Annotated in this window: 12 protein-coding genes; 5 read left to right on the plus strand and 7 right to left on the minus strand. The window is 72.5% G+C overall.

The window, feature by feature from the left end:
* Nucleotides 1-3 precede the first annotated feature (3 nt).
* The 3 genes from DB033_RS08850 to DB033_RS08860 all read right to left on the minus strand — a co-directional run bounded on the left by DB033_RS08850 (nucleotide 4) and on the right by DB033_RS08860 (nucleotide 3,569).
* Nucleotides 4-1,296, minus strand: coding sequence for a glycosyltransferase family 4 protein (locus DB033_RS08850; RefSeq protein ID WP_111766348.1), 1,293 nt, complete (start codon nucleotides 1,294-1,296; stop codon nucleotides 4-6).
* A 103-nt stretch (nucleotides 1,297-1,399) separates the two neighbouring features.
* A complete protein-coding gene (locus DB033_RS08855) occupies nucleotides 1,400-2,593 on the minus strand; it encodes an ABC transporter ATP-binding protein (protein WP_111766349.1) in 1,194 nt (397 codons plus the stop codon).
* 1 nt (nucleotide 2,594) lies between these two features.
* Nucleotides 2,595-3,569, minus strand: coding sequence for an ABC transporter permease (locus tag DB033_RS08860; protein WP_111766350.1), 975 nt, complete (start codon nucleotides 3,567-3,569; stop codon nucleotides 2,595-2,597).
* 573 nt (nucleotides 3,570-4,142) lie between these two features.
* On the opposite strand from DB033_RS08860, the gene DB033_RS08865 reads away from it, so the two are divergent.
* The 3 genes from DB033_RS08865 to DB033_RS08880 are packed head-to-tail and all read left to right on the plus strand — an operon-like array spanning nucleotide 4,143 to nucleotide 7,413.
* Nucleotides 4,143-5,147: a glycosyltransferase family 4 protein gene (locus DB033_RS08865; RefSeq protein ID WP_157970593.1), complete on the plus strand. Its 1,005-nt coding sequence runs from the start codon at nucleotides 4,143-4,145 to the stop codon at nucleotides 5,145-5,147.
* Entirely contained in the window at nucleotides 5,144-6,043 is a 900-nt protein-coding gene (locus DB033_RS08870) for a hypothetical protein (protein WP_111766352.1), read from the plus strand. Before DB033_RS08865 ends, DB033_RS08870 begins: the two co-directional genes overlap by 4 nt.
* Nucleotides 6,040-7,413, plus strand: a complete 1,374-nt coding sequence (locus DB033_RS08880) for a class I SAM-dependent methyltransferase (RefSeq protein ID WP_157970594.1) — start codon at nucleotides 6,040-6,042, stop codon at nucleotides 7,411-7,413. The genes DB033_RS08870 and DB033_RS08880 overlap by 4 nt, the downstream gene beginning before the upstream one ends.
* Nucleotides 7,414-7,514: 101 nt before the next feature.
* Here DB033_RS08880 and DB033_RS08885 read toward each other — a convergent pair whose 3' ends face one another.
* From DB033_RS08885 to rfbB, 3 genes are all read right to left on the minus strand, one after another.
* Nucleotides 7,515-8,465 (minus strand): CAP domain-containing protein, encoded by a 951-nt coding sequence (locus DB033_RS08885; RefSeq protein ID WP_111766355.1) that lies wholly within the window; start codon nucleotides 8,463-8,465, stop codon nucleotides 7,515-7,517.
* Nucleotides 8,466-8,715: 250 nt separating this feature from the next.
* Nucleotides 8,716-9,621 (minus strand): dTDP-4-dehydrorhamnose reductase, encoded by a 906-nt coding sequence (gene rfbD / locus DB033_RS08890; protein ID WP_111766356.1) that lies wholly within the window; start codon nucleotides 9,619-9,621, stop codon nucleotides 8,716-8,718.
* Between the two features lie 11 nt (nucleotides 9,622-9,632).
* A complete protein-coding gene (rfbB, locus tag DB033_RS08895) occupies nucleotides 9,633-10,628 on the minus strand; it encodes a dTDP-glucose 4,6-dehydratase (protein WP_111766357.1) in 996 nt (331 codons plus the stop codon).
* Between the two features lie 604 nt (nucleotides 10,629-11,232).
* Between rfbB and DB033_RS08900 the strand changes: the two genes are divergently transcribed.
* Complete coding sequence (locus DB033_RS08900) at nucleotides 11,233-13,578, plus strand: LCP family protein (protein WP_111766358.1); 2,346 nt, start codon at nucleotides 11,233-11,235, stop codon at nucleotides 13,576-13,578.
* Nucleotides 13,566-14,333: a TIGR03089 family protein gene (locus DB033_RS08905; protein ID WP_157970595.1), complete on the plus strand. Its 768-nt coding sequence runs from the start codon at nucleotides 13,566-13,568 to the stop codon at nucleotides 14,331-14,333. Before DB033_RS08900 ends, DB033_RS08905 begins: the two co-directional genes overlap by 13 nt.
* 152 nt (nucleotides 14,334-14,485) lie before the next feature.
* Here the strand turns inward: DB033_RS08905 and DB033_RS08910 are convergent, their stop codons facing one another.
* Nucleotides 14,486-15,631 (minus strand): acyl-CoA dehydrogenase family protein, encoded by a 1,146-nt coding sequence (locus DB033_RS08910; protein WP_111766360.1) that lies wholly within the window; start codon nucleotides 15,629-15,631, stop codon nucleotides 14,486-14,488.
* Between the last annotated feature and the right edge of the window lie 319 nt (nucleotides 15,632-15,950).

Genomic DNA, 15,950 nt, shown 5'->3' on the forward strand with positions numbered 1-15,950 from the left:
GGCTCAGACCCCCGCGGTCTCGGTCACGGCGGCCGGATCGGCCGGGTCGACGACGGCCGGATGGCCACCGACCGGTGTCGGCTCGGGTACGTCCGCCGGGGCGGGCAGCCACTCGACGAGCTTGGCCTCGACGGCGTCGAGCACCGTCTCCCAGCGGTAGTGCGCCAGGACGTAGTCGCGACCGCGGGCGCCCAGCGCCGCGGCACCGGCCGGGTCGTCGGCGAGGAAGCGCAGGCACTGCTCGAACTCGGCGGCGTCGCGGTAGGTCAGGCCGGCGTCGGAGCGCTCGCAGTGCCACGACACCACGTCGGAACCGGCGTTGGCGATGACCGGGGTGCCGGCCAGCCAGGCTTCCATGATCGTGCGGCTGAACGCCTCGTAGATGCTGGACTGCACGTAGCCGGCGGCCGCGGCGAAGGCGTTGTCGCGCTCGTGGTCGGGCAGGAAGCCGACGTCGATCACCAGGTGCCGGATCGACTCCGGCGGGTTGACGTCGCCGCTGCCCATCGTCACCAGCTTCAGGTCGAACGGCGCCCGCTCGTAGGCGGCGGCGAACCACTCGAGCATCTGCTCCCAGTTCTTGCCGCCCTCGCGGCGGCCGGCGTAGAGCAGGAACGGGCTGTCGATGTCGTAGCGGGCGCGGAAGCCGTGCGGGTCGTAGACCTCGGGCACCTCGACGCCGCAGCCGACGATGGCGTTGGGCGCCAGGTTGCTGCAGATCCGCCGGGCCAGGTCGTACTCCGGGTCGGTCTGGAAGAACAGCCCGGCCGAACCGGTGAACACCGGCTGGAACAGGTCCAGGTAGGCGTAGGGCTCGTCGTGCAGGCAGGTCCACAGCACGCTGCGCTCGGGCGCGATCTGGGAGCAGGCGAACGTCACCCAGAACGGGTACGGGGTGAAGACCAGGCCGCGGTAGGCGTACTTGTTGTCCAGGATGTAGTCGTACAGCTCCGGGACCCGCATGCCGGCGTTCATCCAGCGCTGCTGCTCCGACAGGGTCACCGGCTCACCGCGCATGATGCGCCCCTCGAGCTCGCCGCGTTCGGCGATCGGCTCGTTGACGGTCGGGAACCGGCGGACGGTGAGCCCGCCCTCCTCCGACGTCCCGGTCGGGAAGACGTTCTCCCAGTGGTGGTGGTCCAGCGCCGCGGTGGTCAGGATCTCGACCGTCCAGCCGCGGGCCTGCAGGCCCAGCGCCATCTGCTTGAGCACGATCTCCGCGCCGCCGATCACCTCGTCCCCGAACCGGGCGGGGACGAAGGCCAGCGTCCCCCTGCGATCGATCTCGCCCGACATCAGCTCTCCCTCGTGTTGCGCGTGCAGCGAGTTGCCACCGCGGTCCTGCTGCTCTGCCGCCCGGCCGGGACGCGTGGCCCGACCGGCCGGTCCACGACCCCGGTCACCGACCGGACACCACCGAGATCTGCGGGCGCAGGTAGACGACCCCGTCCTCGCGGGTGGGGCTGTAGACCTTGAAGTAGGCGGCCCGGTCGATCCGGTGCCACTCCGCGCCCTTGGGCGGGTGCACGGCGGCGGTGACGAAGTACTGCCCCTCGACCAGCGGCACCTCGGGGATGGCGAACCGGACCGTCCGGGTACCCGAGAGCCCCCCGAGGTCCACGTCGGCGAGGTGGGTGTTGGTGCCGTAGACGTGGTTCTCGTTGGCGTTGTTGATGGCGATGCCCACCGTCCACTCGGGCAGCGGGTGCGGTGCGGTCACGGTGACGTCGATGGTGATCGCGTCGCCCGGGTCGATGCGCCGGGTCGGGCTGCCGTCCGGCGCGGTGATCTGCACCGAGACGATCTCCGCCGGCCGCGCGTGCGCGGCGTCCACCGGTTCGCCGGCGTTGGAGACGTAGTCCTGTTCGTACTTCTCGCGGAACATCCGGATGGTGTCGACCGGGTCGCCGTCGATCAGCATCTTGCCGTGCTCCAGCAGGATGGCGCGGTCGCACAGCTGCCGGACCTGGTCCAGGCCGTGGGTGACCATCACGATGGTCCGGCCCTCGCGCTGGAAGTCGCGGATCTTCTCCAGGCACTTGCGCTGGAACGGCTCGTCACCGACGGCCAGCACCTCGTCGACGAGCAGCACCTCCGGGTCGACGTGGATGGCGACGGCGAACGCGAGCCGGACATACATGCCCGACGAGTAGAACTTCACCTGGGTGTCGATGAACTCCTCGATGCCGGAGAAGTCCACGATCGCGTCGAAGTACTTGTCGGTCTGCGCCCGGGTCAGCCCCAGGATCGAGGCGTTGAGGTAGACGTTCTCGCGACCGGACAGGTCGCCGTGGAAGCCGGCGCCCAGCTCGAGCAGCGCGGCCAACCGGCCGCGGCGCTCGGTGTACCCGGTGCTCGGCGCCAGGATGCCACCGATGATCTTGAGCAGCGTGGACTTGCCGGAGCCGTTGTGCCCGACCAGCGCCAGCGTGGTGGCCGGCTGCACCTCGAAGTTGATGTCCTTCAGGGCCCAGAACTCGTCGAGGTGGGCCTTCTGCTGCCCGCGGTTGACCAGCCGCTCCTTGAGCGACTTGTGCTTGTTGAGCGCGAAGAACTTGCTCACGTCGTGGACGCGGATCACGGGTTCGGCCATGTCAGAGCTCCTGCGCGAAATTGCCCTGGGCGCGGGCGAAGACCCGCTGGGCGAGGAAGAGGAGCACCGCCGACACCGCGAACGTCACGCCGAGACGCAGGTAGAGGTTGCCGTCGTAGTAGAAGGGTTCCCCGCCGGGGAGCCGGCCGCCCGGCCACAGCGCCCGCTGGAAGGCCAGCACCACGTTGGTCATCGGGTTGGCCATGTAGACGTCGAACAGCCAGGTGGTGTCGGGCTTGGGTTCGGCGACCGTGCCGGCCAGCTGGGTCTTGACCTTGGTCCAGTCGTAGACGATCGGGGTCATCCAGAACCACAGCAGCAGGCCGATCTCGACCAGGTGCTGCACGTCGCGGAGGAAGACGTTGGCCGCGGCGAGCAGCAGCCCGACCGCGGTGGCGAAGGTGATCAGCGCCAGCAGGGCCAGCGGCACCAGCAGCAGATCGCCCACCCGCGGCCACTCGCCGGTGACCACGTAGGCACCCAGCAGCACCACCAGTTGCAGCAGGAAGTTGACGATCGCGGCGCCCACCACCGACAGCGGGAACAGCTCGCGGGGGAAGTAGACCTTCTTCACCAGGCCGGCATTGCCGACGATGGATCCGGTGCAGCCACCGACGATGTCGGTGAACAGACCCCAGGCGAGCAGGCCGGTGAACAGGTAGATGCCGAACTCGGGGATGACCTTGCCGCTGCCGAGGAAGATGCCGATGGCGACGGAGTAGACCAGCAACTGCATCAGCGGCCGGACCAGCGTCCACAGGAACCCGAGGACGGACTCCTTGTAGCGGACCTTCAGTTCCTTGCTGACCAGGTTGCCGAGCAGTTCGCGGAAGGCCCAGATGTCCTTGATGGACTTGCCGAACCCACGGAAGAAGGTCGGCCGGGCGCTGATCTTCTCCAGGTGCCCGTGGCTGCGGCCGTCGGTCTCGGGGACGGCGTCGAAGCGGTTCGTCCGGGTCTGCTCGGGAGCCGCCATCAGCGGGCCCCGGCGGTGCGGCGGACGGTGGTGCGGCGGACGGTGGTGCAGCGGTGGTGCAGGACCGGTGTCCGGTCAGCTCGCCGACGGCGGAAGCTCACGTCCGGGCCTTTCGTTCGGGTGTGGAGGCGGCGCGACCACGGCGATCAGGGATCCGATCGACGGCGGGGCACGACGGTGGGACGCGGGGCGGGCCCCACGATCACCGCTCAGGTTAGACCACGCAGCGACGGCGGACCGGGAGCCGAGCGGGGGCGCGGCCGATGCCGCATCCCCCGTCACGGGTGCGCCGGAAGCGCCGCGAACGGCCGGTCCGGACGGGTGCCGCGCCGCTCCGCGCGGGACCCGGGCTCGGGACGGGAGCGTGCATATACTTCGCGGACGGTTCACGGCCGGGCCCTTCGGGGCCGCCGAAAGGTCCGTGTGGGCGTCCTCACCGACGCCGAACAGGCGCCACCGGACCGGGGACGTACCCATCCCCGACGACCGCCGGAGCTGTGGCGGGACGTCGGGACCGATCGCGAGACCACCGGTGCCGGCACGTCCGGCGCGGTGGCTGAACAGGGAGAGTGCGTGGACATCCTGGTCTGCGGGGCCCAGAAGCCCTTCATGCACGGCGGTGCGGAGATGCACATGGACAATCTCACCGCGGCGCTGATCCAGGCGGGACACAACGCCGAGCTGGTCCGGCTGCCGGTGGCCTGGGAGAAGGACCGCATCTTCGACTCGCCGCTGGCCTGGCGCACCGTCCCGGTGGACGCCGAGCTGGTCATCGCGCTGAACTTCCCGTCCTACTTCGTCTCCCACCCCAACAAGGTCGTCTGGCTGCTGCACCAGCACCGTGGAGCCTACGACGCGGCCGAGGCCGAGTGGTCGGACTTCGGTCTGGACGACCACGCCATCGAGATGCAGCGCCAGCTCACCGAATGGGACTGCCGGGCGCTGGCCGAGGCGACGAAGCTGTTCACCACCTCCGGGGTGGTCGCCGACCGGCTGGCCCGCTACAACGGCCTCACCGGCCGGCCGCTGTACCACCCGGCTCCGCTGACCGACCGGCTCACGCCCGGTCCGTTCGGCGACTACGTGCTCTCCCCCACCCGGCTCGAGCACAACAAGCGCCCCGACCGCATCGTCGACGGGCTCGCCCACTCCGGTGTGCGGGCGGTCATCACCGGCCGCGGCAGCCTCGCGGAGCAGCTGCACGACAGCGCCGAGCGCCAGCACGTCGCCGACCGGCTCGACATGCCCGGCTTCGTCTCCGACGAGGAGCTGGTCCGGCTCTACGCGAACGCCCTCGCCGTGGCGTACGCACCGCTGGACGAGGACTACGGCTACGTCACCCTGCAGGCGTTCCAGGCGGGCAAGCCGGTGGTGACCTCGTCGGACTCCGGCGGGGTGCTCGAGTGGGTCGAGGACGGCGTGACCGGCCTCATCACCGACGGCTCCCCCGAGCAGATGGGCGCCGCCTTCGACCGGCTGGCCGCCGACAAGGACTGGGCCGCCCGCCTCGGCGAGGCCGGCCGGCGCCGGGTGAAGGACCTGAACTGGACGACCGTCGTGGAGACTCTCACCTCGTGAACGCACCCCGTGTCGTCGGTCTCTCGGTGGGCGGACCCCGCCCGGCCGCGCTGGACCGGCTGATCTACGCCATCGGCCGCGACGCCGCGGTCGTCAACATGGGCGGCCACCCCGGTCCGGTGGACTGGATGCTGGTCTACCGCAGCCCGGTCGCCGTCCCCGGGCACGTCCCGGCGGTGTGGTTCGTCGGTGACGAGACCGACGCCGACCAGCTGCGCCACCCCGACGTGGTGCTGGCCGCCGAGCAGAAGCTGCTGGACCGGTGCGCGACGTCGGCCCCGAAGGTTCTGATGGGGCCGGCGCTCGTCGATCACGACGACGCGAAGCCGTACGCGCCCTACCCACGCGACCGCATCCGCCGGGCCCGTGGCCTGCCGGCGACCGTGGTCGGCGAGGTCGGTGCGGACGGCCTGGTCTGGGACGGCACCGTCGTGGACCCGAAATTCCGCGCCACCGTCCTGGTCAGCGCCTCGGCGGTCATCGCCGACCGCTCGGCGGTGCTGGAGTCGCTGGCCTGGGGCGCTCCGACCGTGACGGACCCGGCCACCGCCGCCGCCGTCGGCGCCGTTCCCGGCGAACACCTGCTGATCGGTTCCGACGTCGCACAGCGGCGCGCGCTGGCCGCGGGTCTCGCGCTGGACATGGCGACCGCGGCGCGGCTCAGCTGGGCCGGTCGCCGGCTGTTCGAGGAGGCGTTCAGCGTGACGCACCTGATCCGCCGCGTGGAGCGGGCGGCGGTGCGGCCCACGGGGCCGGCCGACCGGATCGCCGCGGTGCTGGACGACCTCGGCACCCCGGCCCGGGCGCCGATCCGAGGCCGGGCGGCCGCCCGCCAGAACCTCCCGCAGCAGCGGACCGGGTCCCTGATGCTCCCGTCGACGATTGGAGAGCAATGACGCTCCCGGACGCGCTCGACCGCCGGTTGACCGACGAGCTGGCCGCGCTGCCGCGGTCGGCTCCGCTGGTGGCCGTCCCCGACCTGCCGGAGGCACCGGAACCCGAGCCCGCCGCACCCGCCGCCCCGGCACCGCCCCGTCGCCGGGCGCTGCCCCGTCCCGCGGCGGTCAAGCGACGCGCGCGGGAGACCGCACTGCGGCAGCTGGACCGGGCCATCCACCGGATCGGGCGGACCGCGGCGGCGCGTGACGTCGTCGAGGGTCTGCTCGCCGAACGGACCGGCGAGGTGCGCGCCGCGGTCGACCGGCTGGAGGAGCGCCTGGCCGTGTTGTCCGGCCAGCTCGCCACGGTGACCGCCGACCAGGGCCAGTCCGTCGCCGACCGGATCAACTTCTCGCTGATGCAGAACGACGTGACCGCGATCAGCGGCCGCGTCGACGAGGTGCTCGCCGAGATGCGCGAGCAGGAGCGCCGGCTGCTGGAGCTCGGCATGGCGTTCGCACCCGGTGCCGGGCTCGGTGGGGCCGCCGTCCGGTTCGCCGAGCTGCGGGAGCAGATCAACAGCGTCGAGCGGCGGCTGCGGCACGCTCCGGCCGCCGCCGCGATCGAGGGACCGGGCGCCGTCGAGGTCCCGACGGCGGCGGGAACGCCCGCGTCGGTGCCGACCGGTGGTCCGGGGGTGGCGTCCGAGCTGTTCAACTACGTCGCCTTCGAGCGCCGCTTCCGGGGCGACCCGGAGACCATCATCGGCATGCAGGCCGACCGCTACCACGCGCTTCTCGCCGCCCACCCGCCGGTGGTGGACGTCGGTTGCGGGCGTGCGGAGCTGCTCGAGGCGTTGCAGGGCGACGGCATCGAGTGCATCGGGGTGGACACCGACTCGGGCATGGTCGCCGAGGCCCGGGCGCGCGGGTTGGACGTCCGGCACACCGACGTCGTCGCCTTCCTGGAGGCCGCCGACGACCACAGCCTCGGGTCGGTGTTCTCCGCGCACCTGGCCGAGCACCTCGAACTGGACGTGCTGATCCGGTTCCTGGAGCTGTCGGCGCGCAAGCTCAAGCCGGGCGGGGTGTTCATCGCCGAGACGCCCAACCCCGCGTCGCTGATCGTGCTGGGGAACTCCTACATCCTGGATCCGACCCACGTCCGGCCGCTGCACCCGTCGCTGCTGGCGTTCCTGTGCGAGACGGCCGGGTTCCGGCAGGTCCGGCTGGAGTTCTACTCGCCGGCGACGTCCTACCAGTTGGAGACGATCCGCGACGCCGACGGCCCCGCGTGGCTGCGCACCGTCAACGAGAACTCCGAGCGGCTCAACGAGGTGCTCTTCGGGCCGCAGGAGTACGCGGTCATCGCCACCACCCCGGAGTGACCCCGCGGGACCCGTGCCGGTCCCGTACCCCGGACGCGACTGCGCCCCACCGCTCGTCGAGCGGTGGGGCGCAGCTGTCCTGCGGGTCGGACGACCGGTCGTCAGCGGACGGTCGGAGCCATGAAGTTGGTCGCGGCCCACTCGGCGTAGGTGAGGGCGTGCTGCAGACCGTCCGGATCGGTGATGTAGATCTCGGCGGCGTTGCGGTACTTCCAGATGGTCGAGCCCTCGATCCAGCCGGCGGTGCGCGGCGTCGGGTAGCCGGCCCTGGACCACTCGGCGAAGTCCATCTTGTCCCACTCCCAGGTCCCCGGCCAGAACGTCACCGCGTAGACGGCGTCGGCCCACGGGTACTTGACGTACTCGGTGTTCGTGCCGCCGGGCGACGGGAAGCCGGCGGTGGCCCACTCGTCGTAGCTCACACCGTGGCGGGAGGTGCCGTTGACCGCGTAGATGGTGTTGCTGTAACGGTTCTTGGCCCAGCTGGTGCCGGCGTTGTCGGCCTTGTCGGTGAAGGTCATCGTGTTGTAGCTGACGCCCTTGGCGTTGCTGACGCTGGCGATGCCGACGAAGCGGTAGGAGGCGCCCATGATGTTGGCCTTGTGGCCGGGCGAGGCCCAGTAGGCGTTGAAGATCTGATCGGCCGAGGTGGAGGTCGGCGTCCACTTGGCGACGTTCTCCGCCCACGAGGTGCGGTTGGAGGCGCCGTAGGTCAGCGTCTGCTTGAACGCGTCGGGGTTGTGCTTCAGCTCGCCGTTGGTGACGCCGTTGGCCATCTGGTCGGACCAGAACAGCGAGAGGTTGACCAGGCCGGCGGCCGGCTTGAGCGCGGGCAGCCCGGCCGCGGTGCGCGCGTTGTTGACCAGGGTCAACATCCGGGCGTCGAAGTCCGACAGCGGCGCGTTGTCGGCCGACGCCGTCGGCGCCACGGCGACCGAGGTGAACGCACAGGTCAGGGCGACCACGAGCACCGTCAACAGATGCAGCACACGCGGCACGGGACGGCGGGTGGTGGCGGACTCATCGGCGATGAGCGCAACAGCGAGCGACATGGTCGGGCGACCCTCCAGGAGAAGCGGATGTACTGGCGGGACCCACCAGCTGATGTCACTCACTGTAGGGGAGATATTGCGTTGAGTGACATCGCCCGATCCGGTCCGGATTTCGGCCCCTTCCGACCGCGTTCCCGGCGGCCACCGCCAGATCGTCACCGACAGTGACAGTTACCCGGCGTTCAGGTTGTTTCCCACCGGATCACCGTCGCCGGAGGCACCGACGACCGCCTGACCGGGCCACCACGGCTCAGCGCGGCTCGGCCGCCACGGCCGCCGCCGGACGCAGCGCGTCGCCGACCGCGGCGAACGCCTCGTGCAGGGCCTCCGGCCACGGGCGGAGCGGAGTCAGCCCGGCCGCCGCCCAGGACCGGCCGGACAACACCGAGTACGCCGGCCGCGGGGCGGGGCGGCGGAAGTCGGCCGAGCTCGTCGGGTGCACCCGCTCCGGGTCGGCACCGATCTCGGCGAAGATCGCCCGGGTGAAGTCGAACCACGTCGTCGCGCCCGCGTTGGTGCAGTGCAGGACACCGCCGGCCACCTCGGCCCGGGCCAGCTCCAGCAGTCCGGTCGCCAGGTCCACCGACCACGTCGGCGACCCGACCTGGTCGTTGACCACCGACACCGTCGGCCGACTCGACTCCAGGCGGCACATCGTCTTCACGAAATTGGCCCCGGTCGCGCCGTAGACCCAGGCGGTACGGACCACGTGCGCCGCGGGGTGCGCCGCCAGGACCGCCTGCTCACCGGCCAGCTTGCTGGCCCCGTACACCGAGGTCGGTCCCGTCGGGTCGGACGGCTCGTAGGGCACCGTCGCGTCACCGGGGAAGACGTAGTCGGTCGAGACGTGGATCAACCCGAGGCCGGCCGCGGCCGCCGCCGCGGCCAGCAGCCCCGGCCCGGTGGCGTTGACCGCGTAGGCGGCGTCCGGATGGGTCTCGGCGTCGTCGACCGCGGTGTAGGCGGCGGCGTTCACCACCACCCCGCCCGGATGGGCCGCGGCGAAGGCGGCGACGGCCGCGGAGACCGCCGCGCCGTCGGTGATGTCGAGATCGCGCGAGCCGTGGGCGACCACGGGCACCCCGGCGGCGGCCGCGACCGCCCGCACGTCCGAGCCCAGCTGGCCGAACGCGCCGGTGACGAGCAGGGCGGTCATCGTCGCCCCGGTCAGGAGGTGCGGTCGAGGGCGGAGCGCACCTTGAGCGGCTCCCACCAGTCGCGGTTGGTGCGGTACCACTCGACGGTCTCGGCCAGGCCCCGGTCGAACGGCACCTGCGGCGCGTAGCCGAGCTCCGTGCTGATCTTGCCGATGTCGACGGAGTAGCGCAGATCGTGGCCCTTGCGGTCCTCGACGGGGACGACCGCGTCCCAGTCACGTCCGGTGGCCTGCAGCAGCAGTCCGGTGAGTTCCTTGTTGGTCAGCTCGGTGCCGCCGCCGATGTTGTAGGTCTCCCCCGGCCGGCCGCCGGCCAGCACCAGAGCGATGCCACGGCAGTGGTCGTCCACGTGCAGCCAGTCGCGGATGTTGGAGCCGTCGCCGTACAGCGGTACCGTGCCGCCGTCGATGAGGTTGGTGACGAACAGCGGGATGACCTTCTCGGGGAACTGGTAGTAGCCGTAGTTGTTCGAGCAGCGGGTGATGCAGACGGGCAGCTTGTGGGTCTTGGCGTAGGCCTGGGCGACGAGGTCCGACGACGCCTTGGACGCCGAGTACGGCGAGTTCGGCTGCAACGGCCAGTCCTCGGTCCAGGAACCCTCGCTGATCGAGCCGTAGACCTCGTCGGTGGAGACGTGCACGAACTTGGTGAGGTCGGCGTCCAGGGCCGCCTGCAGCAGCGTCTGCGTGCCGAGCACGTTGGTCAGCACGAAGTCGGCGCCGCCGTAGATCGACCGGTCGACGTGGGACTCCGCGGCGAAGTGCACCACCGCGTCACTGGCCTTGACCAGCTCGGCCACCACGGCCGCGTCGCAGATGTCGCCCTGCACGAAGCTGTAGCGGTCGGAATCGGCGACCGGAGCGAGGTTGGCCAGGTTGCCGGCGTACGTGAGCTTGTCGAGCACCGTGACCTGCGCACCCTCCAGTCCCGGGTACTGGTCGGACAGGAGGTTGCGGACGAACGCCGAACCGATGAAGCCGGCACCGCCGGTGACGAGAATGCGCATGGGCAGTCATTCTGCCGTACCGCCCCCGGCGAACGCTGACAATCCGTACCGGCGAAGGTCACAGAGCGTTTCCATCCCGCGCACCGGACCCGTGTGCCGCGTGTCGACGGCCCTCGGGAACGTCCGCCCGCCGGCCGCACGGGCGTGGCGTCCCCGGCACGGCACGGCCGGGGCGTCCAGGGCCCGGCACGGCCGTGGTGTCCACGGTCCAGTGCGGCCGTGGCGTCCCCGGCCCGGAGTGGGCGTCCCCGGCCGGCCCGGGGCGTCCAGGGCCGGCACGGACGTGGCGTCCCCGGCACGGCACAGGCGTGGCGTCGACGGCCCGGCACGGGCGGGGCGTCGACGGCCCGGGCGGGGCGTCGACGGCCCGGCACGGCCGTGGGGTCCAGGGTCCAGCACCGCCGTGGCGTTGCGGGCCGGTACGGCCGGGCGCGGCTAGCCTGGGACCCGTGCGACGCTCGGACGGGCGCAGCGTGTCGTCGGGGAAGCCGACACGCCACGGCCCCGGTGAGACAACCCGCGGGGTGCGACAGGCGTCCACACGCCGGGAACGGCACGGGCACCACGCCCGGCAACGGACCCGAGATCCGAGGAGACCCCCACCATGACCGATCGCCAGGACGGCCCCCCGCCGCGGGGACCGCGCCGGTACGGTCCCAGCGCCGGCGCTCCCCGCACCGGCGGGGAGCCGATCGTGCCGCCGCGGCGCCCGCTGGACGACGCCACCGGCACGCGTCCCGGCGGGTCCGACCGCAGCGCCCGCCGCGGCGAGACCGGCCGCGCACCCTGGCCGGCGGACTCCGGCCGGCCGGTCCGGTCCGGCGACGCGGGCGAGCGCCGGCGACCCGACAACCCCGACCACCACGGCGCCCGTACGCCCGACGGCCACCGCCGCACCCCCGACGGATTCCGGGCGGATCCGGCCCGGCCCGACGGCTGGTCCCCGCAGCCTCACCGCCCGGGCGGCTCAGCCCTCGGTGGAGACGGCCCCGACCGCTCCGGCGCCGACGGCAACCGCTCCGACCGCGACCGCGACCGCGACCGCGACAACATCGACGGCTACCGGCGCGACCGGTACCGCCCTGACGGCTACCGCCCCGCCGGCGACCGCGGCCCCGACGGGTACCGCGCCGAGGGCTACCGGCCCGACGGATACCGGCCCGACGGCTACCGTGCCGACGGCTACCGCACGGACGGGTCCGGCCCTGACGGGCCGGTCGGTCCCCGGGCCTGGTCCGCCGCCGAGGGACGACCGACCGCCGGGCGCCCGCCCGCCACCCGGGCCTTCCTCCCCGAGCACGACCGCCGCCCCGCCGCCCCGGTCCCGCCCGTCGACCGACCGTCCGGCGTCCCCCGCCAGCGGCCGGCCGCACCCGCCGCCCTGCGCGAGCCCGTCCGGGCGACCCCGCCGGCCGAGGCCGACACCGCCCGCGACCGCTGGCGCCGCAAGCTGTGGATCGGCCGGCTCGTCGCCGGGGTGCTGTCGCTGCTGACGCTGCTCGGCTCGGGCTTCGTGTCGTTCGTGTCCGACAGCGCCGGTCAGCAGGCCGAGGGCATCATCTCCGACTGCGCGGGCGGCTTCGCCTGCACGGGCACCACGATCCTGCTCGTCGGTTCCGACGCCCGGGTGGACGCCGAGGGCAACCCGCTGTCCGACGAGGAGCTGCGGGCCGTCGCCACCGAGGCCGACGGCGGCGGGACCAGCACCGACACCATGATGCTCATCCACATCCCGGCCGGCGGCGGTCAGGCCACCGCGGTGTCGATCCCCCGGGACTCGTGGATCGAGAACCCGCCCCCCGGCCCGTCGAACGACGGCGACGAGCTCGTGCCCTACGCCGCCAACAAGGTCAACTCCTTCTACGGCAGCGCGAAGTTCTACACCCAGGAGCGGCTCGTCGCCGCGGGCGGCAGCGACCCGGCCACCATAGAGCGTGATTCGAGCAACGCCGGCCGCAAGATGCTGATCAGCGTGCTCGAGGGCGTCACCGGAACCCACATCGACCACTACGCCGAGATCAACCTGTTCGGTTTCTACCTGCTGTCCAACGCGATCGGCGGGGTGCCGGTCTGCCTGGTCGCACCGGTGGACGACCCCTTCTCCGGCGCGGTGTTCGACGCCGGCCCGCAGGAGGTGCAGGGCACCGCCGCACTGTCGTTCGTGCGGCAGCGGCACGGACTGCCCAACGGGGACCTCGACCGGGTCACCCGTCAGCAGGCGTTCCTGTCGGGGGCGATCTCCAAGGTGCTGTCGGTCGGGACCCTGAGCAATCCGGCGACGCTGGCGTCGCTGGTGGAGGCGGCCAACCGCTCCATCGTGCTCAGCGACGGCTTCAACCTGCTGGAACTGGCCGAGCAGATGTCGTCCATCAGCTCCGGCAACATCACCTTCGAGACCATCCCGACGCACGGCCCCGAGCAGTCCACCAGCTCGGACGCACTGCACATCGACGTCGCCGAGATCCGGCAGCTGTTCGCCACCATCGAGGACCCGGACGCCGCCGCCGGCACCGCGCCGGCCTCGGGGACCGAGACCTCCGACGCCGCGGTGGACCGCTCCGCGGTCACCGTCGACGTCCAGAACGCCACCGTCACCGGTGGTCTGGCCGCCGGCACCTCGGAGGGACTGACGTCGATGGGCTGGGGGGCGGGCGAGGTCAGCCAGTTCCCCGGGACCACCGCCGACGAGCAGCAGGCCACCACCACCATCTCCGCGTCCAGCGCCGATGCCGCCGCCGCGGCCCTGCTGCGGCAGGACCTCGGCTACGGCGAGGTCACGGTCGACGACTCGCTGACCGCCGGCCGGGTGCTCGTGGTCGTCGGGCTGGACTCGCCGGACGCCGCCGGACTGCGCGCCGGCGGGGTCGCCTTCGCCGGCGGCACGCCGGTGTTCGTCCGGGCCGCCGCCGGTGAGCCGATCAACGCCGCCACCCCGGGATGCGTGAACTGATGGCGGCCACCCCGGTCATCGACACCGCGCTCGCGTCGCTGACCCACGACCCCAGCCGGCCCCGGGTGACCGGCTACACCGCCGACGGACGCACCGAGCTGTCCGGCACGGTGCTGCGCAACTGGGCGTCCAAGGTCGCGGGCCTGCTGCTCGACGAGCTGGGTGCGGCCCCCGGTGACGAGGTGCTGGTGACGACGCCGGCGCACTGGCAGACCGCCGGAATCCTCCTCGGCGCCTGGTGGGCCGGGATGTCGGTCACCGACACCGAGGGACCGGACGTGGTCGCGGCGTTCGTGCCGCCCGGCGGGGACGCCGTGTGCGACGAGATCTTCGTGGTCAGCGGGCATCCCCTCGGGCTGGGGCTGACCGGGCTGCCGCCGCACCAGCGCGACTACACGTCCTCGGTGCTGGGCCAGGCCGACCGGTTCACCGCGCGGACGGCGACACCGGCGGCACGGGCGCTGCGGTCGGGGTCGACGGTGATCCCGGCGGCGACGCTGCACGGCGCCATGACCGCGCCGTCCGGGATCGTGCCCGGCCAGCGGGTGCTGACGGCGGGAGAGTGGTCGTTCGACGGCGCCGTGCCCGGCGTGGTCCGCCTGCTGCTGCGCCCGCTGAGCACCGGGGCGTCGGTCATCCACTCGACCGATCTCGACCCGGCCGGGGACGGCGACGCCTGGGCGCACCGGGCCGAGGTCGAGAAGGCGGACGTGACGATCGGCGTGGACGTGGCGGGCCTGCCCCGGTTGGGCTGAGCGTCAGCCGAGCCGAGCCCAGCCGAGCCGTTGACGGATCGCCGGGCGCGGGGCCGGCCGGCGTCACGTCGGTGCCGGGACGTGCGCACCGGTCCCGGCCGTCCGTGGGCTGCGGCAGGGCGGCAACGCCGCGGGAAGCGGTGGGACCGCGGTCAGCGCAGCAACGAGCGGGCCATCACCAGGCGCTGGATCTGGTTGGTGCCCTCGTAGATCTGGGTGATCTTCGCGTCGCGCATCATCCGCTCGGCGGGCAGGTCCCGGGTGTAGCCGGCCCCGCCCAACAACTGGACGGCGTCCGTCGTCACCTTCATCGCCGTGTCGCTGGCCAGGCACTTCGCCGCCGACGACAGGAACGTGGCGTTCGCCGCACCGGCCTCGGTGGCCGCGGCCGCCTGGTAGACCAGCGTCCGGGCCGCCTCGATCGACATCGCCATGTCGGCGACCATGAACTGCAGCCCCTGGAACTCCGACAGCGACTTCCCGAACTGCCGGCGGTCCTTCAGGTGGCTCACCGACAGATCCAGCGCCCCCTGCGCGATGCCGACGGCCTGCGCACCGATGGTCGGGCGGGTGTGGTCCAGCGTCGCCATCGCCGTCCGGAACCCGGTGCCCGGCTCGCCGATGATCCGCCAGGACGGGATCCGGCACTGCTGGAAGTGGATCTCCCGGGTCGGTGACCCCTTGATGCCGAGCTTGCGCTCCTTGGCCCCGACCTCGAAACCCGGATCGTCGGCGTGCACCGCGAAGGCCGAGATCCCCCTGGCCCCGACCCCGGGTTCGGTCACCGCCATCACGGTGTACCAGCTGCTCACCCCGGCGTTGGTGATCCAGCACTTGGTGCCGTTGAGCACCCACTCGTCGCCGTCGCGCACCGCCCGGGTCCGCATCGCCGCGGCGTCGCTGCCGGCCTCCCGCTCGCTCAGCGCGTAGGAGATCATCGCCTCACCGGAGGCGATCGACGGCAGCACCGCCTGCTTCAGTTCCTCGGATCCGCTCAGCAGGATCGGCATCGAGCCGAGCTTGTTGACCGCCGGGATCAGCGAGGACGACGCGCACACCCGCGCCACCTCCTCGATGACGAGCAGAGTGGTCAGGGCGTCCGCCCCGGGCCCGTCGTACTGCTCCGAAATGTGCACCGCGTGGAAGCCCGACGCGGTCAGGGCCTTCTGCGCCTCGACGGGATACCGCTCGTCCTCGTCGCATTCGGCGGCCCACGGCGCGATCTCCTTCCCGGCGATCTCCCGGATCACCTCCCGCACCGCGAGCTGGTCGTCGGTCAGCGCGAAGAGCGTCGTCATGGGCGCGATGTTACTCGCCAGTAGCTTGCGGCGGCAGGGGTCGTCCCGCGCCACCGGCCGCCGGACCGTACGTCGACGGGACGGACCCGAGCCGCGCGGCACCACCCCGGGAAGGCCGGTACCGGCGGCGTCGACAGACCTGCCGGGCGTCCGGAGCGTCGGCGGGTGCGGCACGCTGACGCGTCGGTACCCCGGGGACCGCGTCGGGCGCGCAAAGGGTGGGTGCGCGCCCGGCCCGGTCCCCGGGCCGGGTCACCGGGCACCGGGCCGCTCCGGGCGCCACCACCGCGCCGCCGGCCCACCGCCACCGCGCACGACC

The sequence above is a fragment of the Nakamurella deserti genome (assembly GCF_003260015.1).
GTDB classification, from domain to species: Bacteria; Actinomycetota; Actinomycetes; order Mycobacteriales; family Nakamurellaceae; genus Nakamurella; species Nakamurella deserti.